The sequence below is a fragment of the Mesorhizobium sp. M7A.F.Ca.CA.002.05.1.1 genome, assembly GCF_003998335.1.
In the GTDB taxonomy this organism is placed as follows: domain Bacteria; phylum Pseudomonadota; class Alphaproteobacteria; order Rhizobiales; family Rhizobiaceae; genus Mesorhizobium.
Window position 1 is genome coordinate 1 of record NZ_RZQI01000044.1, and the last position, 14746, is coordinate 14746.

The window sequence follows — 14746 nt, forward strand, 5'->3', positions numbered from 1 at the left end:
CGGGGCCGCGGCCGGCTGCGCCGGCGCTTCCATGTCCAGTTCGGTCACTTTCTCGTCTATCTTGGCTACCGCGTTCATGCTGCTGCGCCCTCTATATTCTTCACTTTTTCAATGGACGGCGTCTCGTCGTCGGTCAGGTTGCGGACCATCGCCTCAAGCCCTTCGATGAGGACGCGACGGGCTTCCGGCTTCACGCCGACCAGCGATTCCTCATAGACTTCTCCGGCAATGCTCTTGATCACGGCGTAGGCATCGCTTGCCTTGGGCGTCAGGAAGATCATGCGGACGCGACGATCGGCGGCGTCGGACCGACGCTCGATCCAGCCTCCCTCTTCCATGCGGTCGACCAGGCGCGAAACGCTGATCGGCTCGATTTCGAGAAGTTCGGCCAGCCGCGCCTGCGCGACACCGTCTTCCTTGGCAACGCGGACCAGAAGCCGCCATTGCGCCGAAGAAAGCCCCAAGCCACTGGCCCTCGCCTCGAAGCGCTTGCGCATCAAGCGCTGCACGTCGTGGATCAAGAAGCCCAATCTGTCGATGCCATCGGAAACCATGAGCGAGATATATAATAAGCGTGCTTACTATTCAAGACGCCGCGTTGCACGAGAAGCCGGCAAATGTGCATGGCAGCTTTGCCGGACCAATCATGGTTAGCGATTTGCGAACGCATGATGGCCGCGCCGCCTCTACACTGGTCGCGTCTGGCATATTGATGTACAGCCGCTGAACAGGATCGGGGGATCAACGCATGCCGACGCTTTACGCTCTCAAGCCGGCCTTCCAGGGTCGACTGCGGCCGCTGGTCAACCGGCTGGCGGCAATCGGGGTCACGGCAAACAGCATAACCATCCTGGCGGCCGCGATGTCGATAGCCGCCGGCGCGGCCATTGCGATCTGGCACGAATGGCGCTGGCTGCTGTTGCTTATCCCCGCGGTGATGTTCGTGCGCATGGCGTTGAATGCCGTGGACGGCATGCTGGCGCGCGAGCATGGCCAAGCCTCGACGCTTGGCATGTATCTGAACGAGTTGTGCGACGTCGTTTCGGACCTCGCGCTGATTCTCCCTTTTGCCGTCTTTCCCGAATTTGGCGCATGGGGCGTCGTCGCCTTCGCGATATCGGCCGTGCTGACCGAGTTCGCCGGCGTGCTCGGCATCGCTGCCAAGGTCGGGCGTAATTATGCCGGGCCGTTCGGCAAGAGCGACAGGGCGCTGGCGCTCGGCGTCGTCGCCACGCTGTGTGCCGCCGGGCTGTGGCCGGCATCGATAACGCCGTTTGTGTTTCCGGCCATGGCAACGCTTTCGCTGCTGACCGCCATAAACCGGATACGCGCCGGCATTATTGGCAGCGCCAGCTGAGCATCGAGGCTCGCCATGCCGCCAGAGGGGAAGACCATGATGCACGAACCGATCGCCGCCGCGGCCACGGAAAGCCTTGCGCGGCAAGCACAGGAGCGGGTTTTCCGCAGCCATGACGGGACGGAGATCTTCTACCGATTCTGGCCGGCGGCCTCCGCCGATGCCAAGGGCGCAGTGGTGCTCTTCCATCGCGGCCACGAGCATGGCGGCCGCATGGCCCATCTCGTCGATGAATTGCAGATGCCGGACCACGCCTTCTATGCCTGGGATGCCCGCGGCAATGGCCGCTCGTCCGGCGAGCGCGGCTATGCGCCCTCCTTCTCGGCGCTGGTGCGCGACATCGACTGCTTCATGCGCGAGACCGCTGCCAGGGATGGCTTTGCCACTCGGGATATCGCGCTGATCGCACAATCCTTCGGCGCCGTGCTGGCTGCCGCCTGGGTGCATGACTATGCGCCGAAGCTGCGCGCCATGGTGCTGGCCTCACCGGCCTTCTCGGTAAAACTCTACGTGCCCTTCGCCAAGGAGGGCATCGCACTCTGGCAGAAGATCAAGGGCCGCTTCTTCGTCAATTCCTACGTCAAGGCGAAATTCCTGACCCATGATCCCGTGCGCATCGCCTCTTTCGAGAGCGATCCGCTGATCACGCGGCCGATCGCCTCCAACATACTGGTCGAACTCTACCAGCATGCCGCACGCATCGTCAGTGACGCCCGCGCCATCACCGTGCCGACGCAGCTTCTGCTTTCGGCAGCGACTGGGTCGTGCGCCACGGCCCGCAGCATGAGTTCTTCGTCAATCTCGGCAGCCGCACCAAGGAACGCCATGTGCTGCCTGGTTTCTTCCACGACACGCTGGGCGAGCGCGACAGGGCGCAGGCCCTCGACCTGATCCGGCCATTCCTGGCCAGGCAGTTCGAGGCAGCCGATGCGCCGGTCGACCTGAAGCAGGCGGACATCGCCGGCTACACACGCGACGAGGCCGATAGGCTTGCCTCGCCGCTCGCTCTGATGTCGCCAAAGGGCCTCTATTGGGCATTCAGCCGTGCCTCCATCCGCATGGGCGCCTGGGTCTCGCAAGGTATGAAGGCCGGCGTGACCACCGGCTTCGATTCCGGCTCGACGCTCGACTACGTCTACGAGAACAATGCGCGCGGGCTTACGCCTCTTGGCCGCGTCGTCGACCGCATTTTCCTGGAGGCCATTGGCTGGCGCGGCATCCGCCAGCGCAAGCTGCATCTCGAAGAGCTCATCGGCTCTTGCCTGGCGACGCTCAAGGCCGCTGGCCGGCCGGTGCACATTCTCGACATCGCGGCCGGCCATGGCCGCTATGTTCTCGATGCCATCGTGAAGAGCCCCGATCAGCCGGCGAGCGTTCGCCTGCAGGATTATTCCGACCTCAACGTCGAGCTTGGCCGCAAGCTGATCGCCGAGCGGCAATTGCCGGCTGATGTCTCATTCCAGCGCGCCGACGCCTTCGATGCCGACATGCTCGCATCGATCGATCCGGCTCCGGATCTTGCCATCGTTTCCGGCCTTTACGAGTTGTTCTCCGACAATGCGATGATAGCCCGCTCGCTCGGTGGATTGGCCAGCGCCATGCAGCCGGGAAGCCTGTTGCTCTACACCAACCAGCCCTGGCATCCGCAGCTCGAGATGATCGCCCGCAGCCTGACTTCGCATCGCGGCGGCGAGGCCTGGGTGATGCGGCGGCGCACGCAGGGTGAGATGGACCAGCTCGTCGAAGCCGCCGGTTTCGAAAAACTCGACCAGCGCATCGACCAATGGGGCATCTTCACCGTCTCGGTCGCGCGGCGCCGCTGAACAGCATGGTCTCATCGCCTGCCCCCACCGCGCGCACCGAGCCTTATGGACGGGTGATCGTCAGGGCGGCGCTGTGGCTGGCCTTCCTGGCGCCGTTCTTCTATCTCAGCTACGGCTTCGCCAACTGGCTGGCCTCGCGGCGCGACGAGGTCGGCAGCATCGTGTTCTCGTGGGAACACAGCATTCCGTTCGTCGCCTGGACCATCGTGCCCTATTGGTCGATCAATCTGTTCTATGGCCTGTCGCTGCTGCTCAACAACGACAAGCAAGGCGTCGACCGCCTGGCCGGGCGCTATCTCACCGCGCAGGTCGTCGCCGTTATCTGCTTCATCCTGTTCCCGCTGACCGCGACATTCGTGCGACCGGCGACGACCGGCCTGCCGGGCTTCCTGTTTGCCGTGCTCGGCGGTTTCGACAAGCCGTTCAACCAGGCACCCTCGCTGCACATCGCCCTTTTGGTGATCATCTGGGATCATTGGCGCCACCGGCTCCGCGGGTTGCTCCTGCCGCTCTGGCATGGCTGGAGCTTCCTGATCGGTGCCTCGGTGCTGACGACCTGGCAGCATCACTTCATCGACATTCCGACCGGCGCGCTGCTCGGGTTCTTTGCGCTGTGGCTGTTTCCGCGCAGCGGCGCGTTGCCGTTTTCAGGCTTCCGGCTGACCAGCGATGTGAAAGCGCGGCGGCTGGCGCGGTTCTACGCTCTGGGCGCGGTCCTCGCGCTGGCCGGTGCAGCGCTCGGCGCCTTGTTCTGCGCCGTCGCGCTCTTCCTGCTTTGGCCGGCGCTGGCGCTGGCCATCGTCGCCTTCGCCTATGCAGGAGCAGGCGAAAAAGTGTTCCAGAAATCCGCCGATGGCAGCATCACGCTCGCAAGCCGTGTCCTGCTCTTGCCTTACCGTCTCGGCGCCAGGGCCAACATATGGGCCTGGACGCGCAAACTTGCTCCCCAGGTGGCGATTGCCGACGGCGTCTTTCTCGGGCGCTTTCCCACGGCACGCGAGGCCAGCAGCTTCGGCACGGTCATCGATCTCGCCGCCGAACTTAAGAGGCCTGCGGCAGCCGATTGCCGCTGGATCAGCTTTCCGATGGTCGACCTGTTGCCGCCGCCAGTGGCGATACGGCAACAGGCAGCCGGCGCGCTGGAGAGTGCGCGCCGCGACGGCACCGTGCTGGTGTGCTGCGCGCTCGGCTTCCAGCGCAGCGCCGGCGTCGTCGCCGAATGGCTGGTGGCGACCGGCAGGGCCAAGACGCCGGCGCTTGCCCGCGAAATGCTCGCGGCCCTCGGCCGGCCGGTTCATCTCGCAGAAGCCACGGATCCGGCGGCGTCATGACCGGCAATGCCTATCAGGACCGCACCGACCGCTTCGCCGGCATGCTGATGCGGCAGGCAGCGTGGCCTGCCGCAATCGTGGTGGCGGCAAATATCCTTGCGCCGCTGGCTGCCTCGACGCGCGGCGGCTTCGAGACTTTGCCGGCGGCCGTTGCGCTGTCGATCACAGCCGCGAGCGCTGTCGCCGTTCTGGCGCTGTCGGCATTGCTGGCATTCGACGCCCTGTTGTTCCGGGTCATGGCTGGCCATGATGACGAAGCTTCCGGCGGTGCCGCGGTGGACGACATGCTGGCGCGCATGCGCCTGAAAACGGCCCCGCCCGCGACACGCTCGCTCGATGACCGCATTGCTGGCACGCGTCGCCTACTGTTCAAGCAGCGCGCCGCCCTGGCTCTGTTCGCCGCAGCACTTCTGGCGTCAGGGTTTTGGGCGCCGCGATGAACAGGCTTTCGCTCAAGACCTTCACCTTGCTGCAGACGGTAACCTCCGTCGGCCTCTCGGCGCTGGCCCGGATGGTGACGGGCGTGCGTCCGATCTGGAACGGCAGCCTGCCCTCCGACCGCCAGCGCATCTATTTCGCCAACCACACCAGCCATGGCGACTTTATCCTGCTGTCGGCCTGTCTCAGCGAAAGCGAGCGCGCGATCACCCATGCTGTTGCCGCAGGCGAATATTGGGGGAAGTCGCGGCTGCGCCGCTTCATCGCGCAGGACATGCTGTCGTCGGTGCTCATCAACCGGCAGTGGACGAGACCTGAGGAAAACCCGATCGAGATCATGCTGTCGGTTCTCGACCAGGGCCACTCGCTGATCCTGTTTCCCGAAGGCACACGCAACATGACCGAAGAGCCGCTGCTGGCCTTCCGCTCCGGGCTCTACAATCTGTCGACGGCGCGGCCTCAGGTCGAGCTGATCCCGTGCTGGATCGAGAACATGTCGCGCGTGCTGCCCAAGGGCCAGTTCCTGCCGGTGCCGCTGCTGTGCCGCGTCGTCTTCGGCGCGCCGGTGGCGATCGGTCCGGGCGAAGAACGCCGCGCCTTCCTCGAACGCGCCCACGCCGCGCTTCTGGCGCTCAACCCGCGTCCCGAGCGAGACGATTGATGCGCCACGAAATCTCCATTCTGATCATCGGCCTGCTGGCGGTTTTGACCACCGCCAGCATCGTCGCGACCATCCTTTCGGCGCGAGCGCCGAAGCCGCTTAGCTCAACGCTGGTCAATCTCAGCCAGCGGATCAACGCCTGGTGGGTGATGGTGGCGCTGATGACGGTCGCCTTCTTCTTCGGGCGTTACGGGATGACCATCCTGTTCGCTCTGATCTCCTTCGCCGCGCTGCGCGAATTCGTGACGCTGACGCACACCCGCCGCAGCGACCATTGGGTGCTGCTCGGCATGTTCGGCATCATCATACCGTTTCAATATTGGCTGGTGTGGACCGCCTGGTACGGGCTCTTCGTCATCTTCATTCCGGTCTATTGCTTCCTGCTGATGCCGGCCATCACGGCGCTGCATGGCGACACTGAACGCTTCCTCGAGCGCATCGCCGCGCAGCAATGGGCGGTGATGATCTCGGTCTATTGCGTCAGCCATGTCCCTGCCCTGCTGACACTCGAGGTGCCGGGCTTCGAAGGCCGCACCCTGCTGCTGATCGCGTTCCTGATCATCGTCGTGCAAGGCAGCGACGTGCTGCAGTACATCTTCGGCAAGCTGTTTGGAAAACACCGTTTTTCGCCGAACGTCTCGCCGTCGAAAACCTGGGAAGGGCTGATCGGCGGACTGGTGTCGGCGAGCCTGCTCGGCGCGCTGCTATCCTTCGTGACACCCTTCTCGCCGCTGCAGGCAGCAGCCGTGGCCTTCGTCGCCTGCTCGATGGGATTTCTCGGCGGGCTGGTCGCCTCGGCCATCAAGCGCGATCAGGGCGTCAAGGACTGGGGCCATCTGATCGAAGGCCATGGCGGCATGATGGACCGCACCGACAGCCTGGTCTTCGCCGCCCCGGTGTTCTTCCACATCGTGCGCTATTTCTGGACGGTCTGAGCCGGCGGCGTCTTGCCCGCCGCGATCAGACCCGGATCAGCATGGTGACGACCAGAAACCACGCTATTTGGCGCGTTTCCTGACATACAGTTCCAGCTTGTGGCGGACGATTTCGAAGCCAAGCTCCGACGCTATCTCGGCCTGCAGTTTCTCGATTTTGTCGGAACGGAACTCGATCACCTGACCGGTGTCGAGGTCGATGAGATGGTCGTGATGTTCACGGTCCGCGTTTTCGAACCGGGCGCGGCCCTCGTCGAAGGCATGACGCTGGATGGCGCCTTTCTCCTCCAGGAGCCGCAACGTCCGGTAGACGGTCGACAAGGAAATGCTGCCGTCGATCTGGTGGGCACGAGAATACAATTCGTTCGCGTCCGGATGGTCGTGCGCATCCGCCAGCAGCCGCAAGATCACCTTGCGTTGTTCGGTCATCCGGACACCGGCGGCTTTCAAATTGCTCCGGAATCGCTCGAAAAGGTCGTTATCCGCTTTCATCCGCCATACTTAGCCGCGTTGCCACGCGACTGCAATTAGCTACTTGCAAATCAGTTGCAACTGCAATATTAGATGCAAATCAAACGCATTAGCATGACGTGAGCAGCGCATGGGCGACGATCAACTCCAGTCGAAAGGCATCCGATGACTGTTTCTGCTTCCCCAACCCGCAGGACGATGCTGCGGGCGCTTGGCGGCCTTGTGGCCATCGGTTTTGCGACGATGGCGAGCCTCGTTCCGGTCATGGCACAGGAGACCCAGCCTGCGGCAGGGAAGGTTCTGCGCGTCGTGACGACGTTCACGATCATCCAGGATATCGCGCAAAACGTAGCCGGGACCGCGGCAATCGTAGAGTCGGTGACCAAGCCCGGCGCCGAAATCCACGACTATCAGCCGACGCCGCTCGACGTGGTGAAGGCGCAATCGGCCGACCTCGTGCTCTGGAACGGCATGAACCTCGAACGCTGGTTCGAGAAATTCTTCGACAACGTGAAGAACGTGCCGAGCGCCGTCGTCACGGACGGTGTCGAGCCGATGGGGATCAAGGAGGGGCCCTACGAAGGCAAGCCCAATCCGCATGCGTGGATGTCGCCGAAGAACGCCCTCATCTATGTCGAGAACATCCGCAAGGCGCTGTCCAAGGCGGATCCGGCAAACGCCCAGGTCTATGCCGCCAACGCCGCCGCCTATTCGGAAAAGATCAAGGCAATCGACGAGCCCATGCGCAAGCGCCTGTCGGCGATCCCCACGGACCAACGCTGGCTGGTTACAAGCGAAGGCGCTTTCAGCTACCTGGCACGCGACTTCGATCTGCGCGAAGCCTATCTGTGGCCGATCAACGCCGACCAGCAAGGCACTCCGCAACAGGCGCGCAAGCTCATCGACCTGGTGCGCGAGAACAAGATTCCGGTGGTGTTCAGCGAAAGCACCATTTCGGACAAGGCGGCCAAGCAAGTCGCGCGCGAAACCGGAGCCACCTATGGAGGCGTTCTCTACGTCGATTCGCTGAGCGAGGAAGACGGCCCGGTTCCGACCTATCTGAAGCTTCTCGAAACCACCGTCGAGACTATCGTCCAGGGGTTCGGCGGGTGACCGGGGTTCGCACCGCGCTCGCTCCGGACAGCGTCCAGGGCAGCCATGATCGAACATCGACCGGTAGCGGCCGGGTCGTTGCCTCCATCGACGTGGACGACGTCACCGTCAGCTATTCAAGCGGGGTCACGGCCGTACACTCCGCCTCTTTCAGGCTCGGCGCCTCCACCATCTGCGCGCTGGTCGGCGTCAACGGCTCCGGCAAATCGACGCTGTTCAAGGCGCTGATGGGCTTCCTGACGCCGTCGACCGGAACAGTGCTTATCGCCGGATTGCCGGTCCACGCAGCGCTGAAGCGCGGCCTGGTAGCGTATGTGCCGCAGAGCGAGGATGTCGACTGGAACTTTCCGGTGCTGGTGGAAGATGTCGTCATGATGGGCCGCTATGGCCACATGAATTTTCTGCGTATCCCACGCAGAGCCGATCGCATGGCGGTCGACGCGGCGCTGGAACGGGTCGGCATGACCGATTTTCGCAAGCGCCAGATCGGCGAACTGAGCGGCGGCCAGAAGAAGCGCGTGTTCCTGGCGCGCGCTCTGGCGCAGGGCGGCGAGATCATCCTGCTCGACGAGCCGTTCACCGGCGTCGACGTGCAGACCGAAGCAGCGATCATCGATCTCCTTCGGTCGATGCGCGACGACGGCAAGCTGATGTTGGTGTCGACGCACAATCTCGGCAGCATCGTCAATTTCTGCGACCATGTCGTCATCTTCAACAAGACGGTGCTGGCCTTCGGACCGACAGAGACAACGTTTACGCAAGCCAATCTTGCGAAAGCTTTTGGCGGCGTGCTGAGGCATCTACGCCTCGGCGGCGCCGATCTTCACGACGACCCCGACGCTCGCCACCTGACCGTGCTGACCGATGACGAGCGCCCTCTGGTGCTTTACGGCGAGCGCGATCAAGAGAAGATGATGAAGCCCGACAGCGGATCGCCAGCCCCGTGATTGACATCCTGCTGGAACCCTTCACCTACAACTACATGGCCAAGGCCATCTGGGTCAGCGCCCTGGTCGGCATGGTCTGCGCGTTCCTGTCCTGCTATCTCATACTCAAGGGCTGGGCCCTGATGGGCGACGCGCTTGCCCACTCGGTGGTGCCGGGCGTTGCGGCCGCCTACATGCTGGCCCTTCCCTATGCCGCCGGCGCATTCGCCTCCGGCCTCATCGCCGCACTCGGCATCACCTTGGTGCGGCGCGTGACGCAACTTCGCGAGGACGCCGTGATCGGCCTTGTCTTTACAACGCTGTTCGCTGGCGGGCTGCTGATTGCGTCGATCAGTCCGACCTCCGTAAACATCCAGTCCATCGTACTCGGCAACATCCTCGCAATCTCCGACGAGGATGTAACCCAGGTCATCCTCATCGCAGCGGTTTCGCTGGCTGTATTGGGGCTTCGATGGAAGGATATGATGCTGGTGTTCTTCGATGAGAACCATGCGCGCGGCGTCGGCCTGAATCCGTGGCGGTTGCGGGTCCTGTTCTTCGTGCTGCTCAGCGCCTGCATCGTCGCCGCGCTCCAGACCGTCGGCGCGATCCTCGTGATCGCGATGGTGGTAACGCCTGGTGCCACCGCCTATCTGCTTACCGATCGGTTCGGCGTCATGATCCTGCTCGCGATGGCGATCGGCGCGGCGACGAGCGCGGTCGGCGCCTATCTCAGCTTCTTTCTCGATGGCGCGACTGGCGGACTGATCGTGGTGCTGCAGACCGTGGTCTTTCTGACTGCCTTCGTCTTCGCACCCAAACATGGCCGTCTCGCCGCGCGCCGGGCGGCACGTGCCGCATCCCAGGTCGCGTCATGATGACAATCTGGTCCTGGATCGCCGAACCGCTCAGCCATGAGTTCATGCGTCGCGGTCTCACCGTCGCCATTCTGGTCGGCGCCATCTGCGCGGTGTTGTCCTGCTATCTCGTCCTGAAGGGCTGGTCGCTGATGGGCGACGCCGTTTCGCATGCCGTGCTTCCGGGTATTGTGCTCGCCTATATCGCCGGGATCCCGCTTGCCTTCGGCGCATTCGTGGCAGGGCTTGGCTGCGCTTTGGCGACGGGCTACCTCAAGCAGCACAGCCGGATCAAGGAGGACGCAGTCATGGGCATCGTCTTCTCAGGCATGTTCGCGTTTGGCCTGGTTCTGTTCGTCAAGGTCGAGACCGACCAGCATCTCAATCATATCCTGTTCGGCAACATGCTCGGCGTCCAGTGGCGCGACGTGATCGAGGCGGCGATCATCGTCGTGCCGGCGATCCTCATCGTTCTGGCAAAACGCAAGGATCTGCTGCTCTATTGTTTCGATCCGGCCCATGCGCGCGCGATCGGCCTGCCCGTCAATCTGCTGCATTTCGGGCTCTTGACGCTGCTCGCGTTGACCATCGTGGCCTCGCTGAAGGCTGTCGGGATCATCCTTGTCATCGCCATGCTGATCGCGCCGGGAGCGATCGGTTTTCTTTTGACGAAGAGCTTTGAGCGGATGCTCGCCATTGCTGCCGCGGCCGCCATCGGGTCGAGCGTCGTGGGAACGATCCTCAGCTATCACATCGACGCAGCCACGGGTCCGACCATCGTCGTGGTTCAGGCCGGCGTTTTTTTGCTTGCCCTGTTCCAGTCGAAGCGCCCAAAGCAACAGGTGCAACTGGGCATTTCGGGAGAGTAATCGCGACCCTGACCGAGGCCACGCTTAAAGCCGGTTGCGGATCAGCATGGTGACGACGAAGAACGCGCCGACCGAGCTGGTGATGATGCCGATCGGCAGTTCCTGCGGCGGCAGCAGCGTTCGGGCCAGAAGGTCGCTGGCCAGCAACAGCACCGCGCCGAACACGGCGCAGCTGGCAACCAGGCGCAGGTGCAAGGGGCCCGCCAGCGGCCGCGACAGATGCGGGATCATCAGCCCGACGAAGCCGATGACGCCGGCGACCGAGACCAGGATCGCCGTCGAGAAGGCGGCGACGAGAAAGGTCATCCTTCGCATCCGCGCCACCGGCACGCCCAGGCTTTCGGCGGCGTTTTCGCCGGCCAGGAAAGCATCGAGCCGGCGGTGGTTCCACAGCGCGTAAGCCAGGATAGTGCCCGCACCCAAGGCGCCGAGCCAGATATTGTCCCAGCGCGCCAGGCCGAGCCCACCCATGGTCCAGAACAGCACGGAGTGCGCGGCGCGCTGGTCGCCGGCAAAGACAAGATAATTGGTCAAGGCGGTGAACATGAAGGACACGGCAAGGCCGGCAAGGATCAGCCGCTCCGGGCCTTGCCCCCTCACCCGCGCAACCAGCAGCAGGACGACACCGGCAGCCAATATGCCGCCGGTGAAGGCCGCGACCGGCAATGTCCAGATGCCGAAACTGTCTCCGAAGACGGTGATGACGGAAACCGCACCCGCGGCGGCGCCCGACGACAGGCCGAACAGGAACGGGTCGGCAAGGTCGTTGCGGGTCACCGTCTGCAGCAGCGCACCGACGACGCCGAGACCGGCCCCGACGCAGATGGCCAGGATCGTGCGCGGCAGCCGCAGGTCGACGACGATCTTGCCTACCGGCCCGGACACGTCGTGCCCGCTGAAGCCAATCGCACGGCCAAGCGAGGCAACGACGTCGGCCAACGGAATCAACGTCGAGCCATAGGCGATCGACAGCAGAGCGAGAGCGGCGATCGCCGCCGCTCCCACCAGCATGGCCAGTGCGAATGCCGGATGGCGCAAACCTGGAAATGCGTCGTGTCTGTCAGGACGCGTGCGACGCACTTCCAGGATCTTTTGCTCATGCATGTCGTTGCCCCAAAACCGCTGCGCACTTTTGGGCGACAGGCATCAAAACGCTTCCGGATGCATGGCCTTGGCGATTTTGTCGATCGCTTCGATATTGGCGGGTCCGGGTGTCAGTTCGGCATAGCGCAGGGCGACGAAGCGCTCGTTCTTGACCGCGTCCGTTTCTTTCATCGCCGGGTGGGACTTCAGGAAATCAAGCAGTTTCCTGTAGCCGCCGCCGTCCTGGTAATCGAGCAGGATGAGGAATTGCGGATTGCGCGACGCCACCGTTTCCCAGTCCGTGTTGCCCCAGCTGGTCTCCATGTCGCCCATGATGTTGTCGCCGCCGGCGGCTGATATCATGGCGCTGGGGATGGCGAACTTGCCTGCTGTGAACGGTTTGTCCTCGCCGGAATCATAGAGAAACACTCGCGTACCCTTGCCGTTGCCGACCTTGGCGGTGATGTCGGCGAGCTGCTTCTTCCAGCCGGAGACAAGCTTCTCCGCCTCGGCCTCCTTGCCGAAAATCTTGCCCAGCTTTTCGACGTCGCCATAGAGCAGGTCCATCGAGGCGGCTGGGCGGCTCTTGTCGAGATGGACGCAGCTTTCCGTCAGCACCAGCGTCTTGATGCCGTGCGGAGCAAGCGTATCGGGTGTCACCTCGCCGCCCGGCTTCATGCCGTAATACCAGCCGGCGAAGAAGAAATCCGGCTCGACCGCGACGAGGTTTTCGAGCGTCGGATATTTCGGCGCCAGTTCCGGGATCGAACCCTGCTCGGCCTTGAATTCGGGACCCACCTTGTACCATCCGGTGATGCCGGTCAGGCCGACGATCGACGGCTGCAGTTTCAGCGCGAAAGCCATCTCGGCCATGTTGAGATCCTGGATGACGGCGCGCTTCGGCGGCGCATCGAAGGTCAGCGGCTTGCCGCAGCTGTCGACCGTGACCGGGAAGGCCAGGGCTGTCGAGGCCAGCAGCGAGAAGACAAGCGAAAAGGCCAGGCGTTTCACGGGTTTGCTCCTTGTGGATGGGATTGGGTCGACTACGAGATGGCTTCAATCACGTCGGCGGCGCGGCACGGTTCGGCACATCGAACACCGTCAGTTCGCGGTCTTCGGTCGGATGGCGCAGACGCAGCACATCGATGCCGAAAATCTCGCGGATCAGCTTTTGGGTCAGGGCTTCGCGCGGTGCGGCGAGCGCTTGCAGACGGGCATGGTTCATCACCGCCACCCTGGTGGCGAACGGTGCCACCAGCGCCAGATCGTGCAGCACCGCGATCACCGTCATCTCGAAGCCTGCCACGAGGTCGAGCAGTTCGCCGCGGGCACGCGGGTCGAGATGGTTGGTCGGCTCGTCGAGGAACAGGATTTTTGGCTGCTGGGCGATGGCGCGCGCAAGTTGGGCGCGCTGGCGCTCGCCGCCCGACAGCGAGCCGATGGTGCGGCCAAATAGCGGCAGCAGGCCGGTCCGGCGCAGTGCATCGACGACGATCTCGCGCTCCTCGCTCCTGCGCCGCAGCCCGGCGTGCGGAACCCGGCCAAGCTCGACATAGTCGATCACCGCCAGCCGCGGATCGGGCTGGTCGGTCTGGCCGACCACGGCAATGTGCAGCGCCCGTTCGGCGGCTGAAATCCTGTCCAGGCGGCGCCCGCCGAGCTTCACCTCGCCGGAGCTCGGACGCAGCATGCCCGACAGCATGCGCAGCAGCGTCGTCTTGCCGGCGCCGTTGGGACCGATGATGGCAAGGCGATCGCCGGCGGCCACCGAGAAGCTGACCGCCTGAACCAGATCCCGCCCATTCGCCGTGACGCAGAGGTCACGGGCTTCGAGAAGCGCTACGGTCATCGGCTGCTGCCCGCCGGCTTGCCGGGACGGCAAAGCGTATATACGACGATGCGATGGATGGAGCCGTCCAACTTTCCGTCACTTTCCAAAACTGGCGACGGAAGGAAGCTGGCGAACCGGCCGACAAGACCGGGATTCGCGTTTCCTCCCGGCACACCCCGTCCGGTCAACTCAGTGATGGCAGGTCTCCTGGCTCACGGGTCGTTGCGCCATCCAGCCTTCCCAGCCTTGCCGGCCAGTGGCATTCACGGATTTTGCTCGCCGCTTACAGTTGCGGGGGCAGCCACGGTCTCGACCTGAGCAGGCCTCACCGTGTTCCCTTTTCACCCCTCGCCTTTCGACTCGGGGACCATCACCGCTTCAGCGTAGATTTGCGCCGATCGCTTCGCAATGGATTTCTCGGACGGAGTGGTGGGCCAGCTAAGGGAAACAGGCATCGCATGCTCTCTTTATGTAATAATATAACATACCTAAGAGATGACGCCGGTCGCTGTCAAGCGAAAGCTCATGGGGCGGTTGGCCGGATGGCGACCGGCATCGGCGCAGATTGCACGGGATGCGCAATTTCGATCAAACTGGCTGCGCCAGGAAACGGCAGGATGATCTGGCCAATGCGAGGAGAAAATGGACCCGACCGAGAAAGCGCTGTGGTTCGTCGAAAGCCATCTGCCGGAGGCGATCTCGCTTGATGATGTCGCGCAAAACAGCGGCGTGTCGCGTTTTCATGTGACGCGCGCCTTCGGCGCCGCCACCGGCCGGTCGGTGATGGGCTACATGCGCTCACGCCGGCTGACCGAGGCGGCGCGCAAGCTGGCGGGCGGGGCGCCCGACATCCTCGCCGTCGCGCTCGACGCCGGCTACAACTCGCATGAGGCGTTCACCCGTGCCTTCCGCGATCAGTTCGGCACCACGCCGGAACTGGTGCGCGCGCAGGGCACACTCGACAAGCTCGACCTCGTGGAGCCGATCCTGATGGACCAGTCCCTCCTCACCAATCTCGAACCGCCGCGTTTCGAGACCAGCCGGCCGTTCC

15 protein-coding genes, 1 pseudogene and 1 riboswitch are annotated in these 14746 nt (G+C 63.6%); of the genes and pseudogenes, 11 read left to right on the forward strand and 5 right to left on the reverse strand.

Features of this window, described 5'->3' with window-relative positions:
- Positions 1–74: 74 nt before the first annotated feature.
- Complete coding sequence (locus tag EN939_RS04270; protein WP_127267049.1) at positions 75–554, reverse strand: MarR family winged helix-turn-helix transcriptional regulator; 480 nt, start codon at positions 552–554, stop codon at positions 75–77.
- A gap of 194 nt (positions 555–748) precedes the next feature.
- On the opposite strand from EN939_RS04270, the gene EN939_RS04275 reads away from it, so the two are divergent.
- The 6 genes and pseudogenes from EN939_RS04275 (at position 749) to EN939_RS04300 (ending at position 6545) form a co-directional block, all read left to right on the forward strand.
- Complete coding sequence (locus tag EN939_RS04275; protein WP_127267050.1) at positions 749–1357, forward strand: CDP-alcohol phosphatidyltransferase family protein; 609 nt, start codon at positions 749–751, stop codon at positions 1355–1357.
- 39 nt (positions 1358–1396) lie between these two features.
- Positions 1397–3180, forward strand: a pseudogene (locus EN939_RS04280) (bifunctional alpha/beta hydrolase/class I SAM-dependent methyltransferase).
- Positions 3181–3185: 5 nt separating this feature from the next.
- Positions 3186–4511: a phosphatase PAP2/dual specificity phosphatase family protein gene (locus EN939_RS04285; RefSeq protein WP_127267058.1), complete on the forward strand. Its 1326-nt coding sequence runs from the start codon at positions 3186–3188 to the stop codon at positions 4509–4511.
- Positions 4508–4951, forward strand: coding sequence for a hypothetical protein (locus tag EN939_RS04290; protein WP_127267051.1), 444 nt, complete (start codon positions 4508–4510; stop codon positions 4949–4951). The genes EN939_RS04285 and EN939_RS04290 overlap by 4 nt, the downstream gene beginning before the upstream one ends.
- Positions 4948–5610 (forward strand): lysophospholipid acyltransferase family protein, encoded by a 663-nt coding sequence (locus tag EN939_RS04295; protein WP_127267052.1) that lies wholly within the window; start codon positions 4948–4950, stop codon positions 5608–5610. The genes EN939_RS04290 and EN939_RS04295 overlap by 4 nt, the downstream gene beginning before the upstream one ends.
- On the forward strand, positions 5610–6545 hold the full coding sequence (locus EN939_RS04300) for a phosphatidate cytidylyltransferase (RefSeq protein ID WP_127267053.1): 936 nt from the start codon (positions 5610–5612) through the stop codon (positions 6543–6545). Before EN939_RS04295 ends, EN939_RS04300 begins: the two co-directional genes overlap by 1 nt.
- A gap of 63 nt (positions 6546–6608) precedes the next feature.
- Here EN939_RS04300 and EN939_RS04305 read toward each other — a convergent pair whose 3' ends face one another.
- On the reverse strand, positions 6609–7037 hold the full coding sequence (locus EN939_RS04305) for a Fur family transcriptional regulator (RefSeq protein ID WP_023813521.1): 429 nt from the start codon (positions 7035–7037) through the stop codon (positions 6609–6611).
- Positions 7038–7181: 144 nt separating this feature from the next.
- Between EN939_RS04305 and EN939_RS04310 the strand changes: the two genes are divergently transcribed.
- The 4 genes from EN939_RS04310 to EN939_RS04325 all read left to right on the forward strand — a co-directional run bounded on the left by EN939_RS04310 (position 7182) and on the right by EN939_RS04325 (position 10781).
- On the forward strand, positions 7182–8129 hold the full coding sequence (locus EN939_RS04310) for a metal ABC transporter substrate-binding protein (protein WP_372958876.1): 948 nt from the start codon (positions 7182–7184) through the stop codon (positions 8127–8129).
- A gap of 86 nt (positions 8130–8215) precedes the next feature.
- Positions 8216–9076: a manganese/iron ABC transporter ATP-binding protein gene (locus tag EN939_RS04315; protein WP_206517197.1), complete on the forward strand. Its 861-nt coding sequence runs from the start codon at positions 8216–8218 to the stop codon at positions 9074–9076.
- Complete coding sequence (locus EN939_RS04320) at positions 9073–9933, forward strand: metal ABC transporter permease (protein ID WP_127267054.1); 861 nt, start codon at positions 9073–9075, stop codon at positions 9931–9933. The genes EN939_RS04315 and EN939_RS04320 overlap by 4 nt, the downstream gene beginning before the upstream one ends.
- A complete protein-coding gene (locus EN939_RS04325) occupies positions 9930–10781 on the forward strand; it encodes a metal ABC transporter permease (protein ID WP_127267055.1) in 852 nt (283 codons plus the stop codon). The genes EN939_RS04320 and EN939_RS04325 overlap by 4 nt, the downstream gene beginning before the upstream one ends.
- 24 nt (positions 10782–10805) lie before the next feature.
- Here the strand turns inward: EN939_RS04325 and EN939_RS04330 are convergent, their stop codons facing one another.
- The 3 genes from EN939_RS04330 to EN939_RS04340 form a co-directional block, all read right to left on the reverse strand.
- The gene (locus tag EN939_RS04330; protein ID WP_127267061.1) at positions 10806–11792 is read right to left on the reverse strand and encodes a FecCD family ABC transporter permease; all 987 of its coding nucleotides are present in this window, start codon (positions 11790–11792) and stop codon (positions 10806–10808) included.
- A gap of 135 nt (positions 11793–11927) precedes the next feature.
- Positions 11928–12875: an ABC transporter substrate-binding protein gene (locus EN939_RS04335; protein ID WP_127267056.1), complete on the reverse strand. Its 948-nt coding sequence runs from the start codon at positions 12873–12875 to the stop codon at positions 11928–11930.
- Positions 12876–12924: 49 nt separating this feature from the next.
- Entirely contained in the window at positions 12925–13713 is a 789-nt protein-coding gene (locus tag EN939_RS04340; protein WP_127267057.1) for an ABC transporter ATP-binding protein, read from the reverse strand.
- A gap of 162 nt (positions 13714–13875) precedes the next feature.
- A riboswitch (cobalamin riboswitch) is annotated at positions 13876–14082 on the reverse strand.
- 255 nt (positions 14083–14337) lie between these two features.
- Here EN939_RS04340 and EN939_RS04345 point away from each other — a divergent pair.
- Positions 14338–14746: helix-turn-helix transcriptional regulator (locus EN939_RS04345; protein ID WP_164750879.1), on the forward strand; the 409-nt coding region annotated here is incomplete at its 3' end.

Bases quoted from the DNA above. Each gene is read 5' to 3' on its own strand.
- EN939_RS04270 (WP_127267049.1), bottom strand. From the start codon at position 554: ATGGTTTCCGATGGCATCGACAGATTGGGCTTCTTGATCCACGACGTG.
- EN939_RS04275 (WP_127267050.1), top strand. From the start codon at position 749: ATGCCGACGCTTTACGCTCTCAAGCCGGCCTTCCAGGGTCGACTGCGG.
- EN939_RS04285 (WP_127267058.1), top strand. From the start codon at position 3,186: ATGGTCTCATCGCCTGCCCCCACCGCGCGCACCGAGCCTTATGGACGG.
- EN939_RS04290 (WP_127267051.1), top strand. From the start codon at position 4,508: ATGACCGGCAATGCCTATCAGGACCGCACCGACCGCTTCGCCGGCATG.
- EN939_RS04295 (WP_127267052.1), top strand. From the start codon at position 4,948: ATGAACAGGCTTTCGCTCAAGACCTTCACCTTGCTGCAGACGGTAACC.
- EN939_RS04300 (WP_127267053.1), top strand. From the start codon at position 5,610: ATGCGCCACGAAATCTCCATTCTGATCATCGGCCTGCTGGCGGTTTTG.
- EN939_RS04305 (WP_023813521.1), bottom strand. From the start codon at position 7,037: ATGAAAGCGGATAACGACCTTTTCGAGCGATTCCGGAGCAATTTGAAA.
- EN939_RS04310 (WP_372958876.1), top strand. From the start codon at position 7,182: ATGACTGTTTCTGCTTCCCCAACCCGCAGGACGATGCTGCGGGCGCTT.
- EN939_RS04325 (WP_127267055.1), top strand. From the start codon at position 9,930: ATGATGACAATCTGGTCCTGGATCGCCGAACCGCTCAGCCATGAGTTC.
- EN939_RS04330 (WP_127267061.1), bottom strand. From the start codon at position 11,792: ATGCTGGTGGGAGCGGCGGCGATCGCCGCTCTCGCTCTGCTGTCGATC.
- EN939_RS04340 (WP_127267057.1), bottom strand. From the start codon at position 13,713: ATGACCGTAGCGCTTCTCGAAGCCCGTGACCTCTGCGTCACGGCGAAT.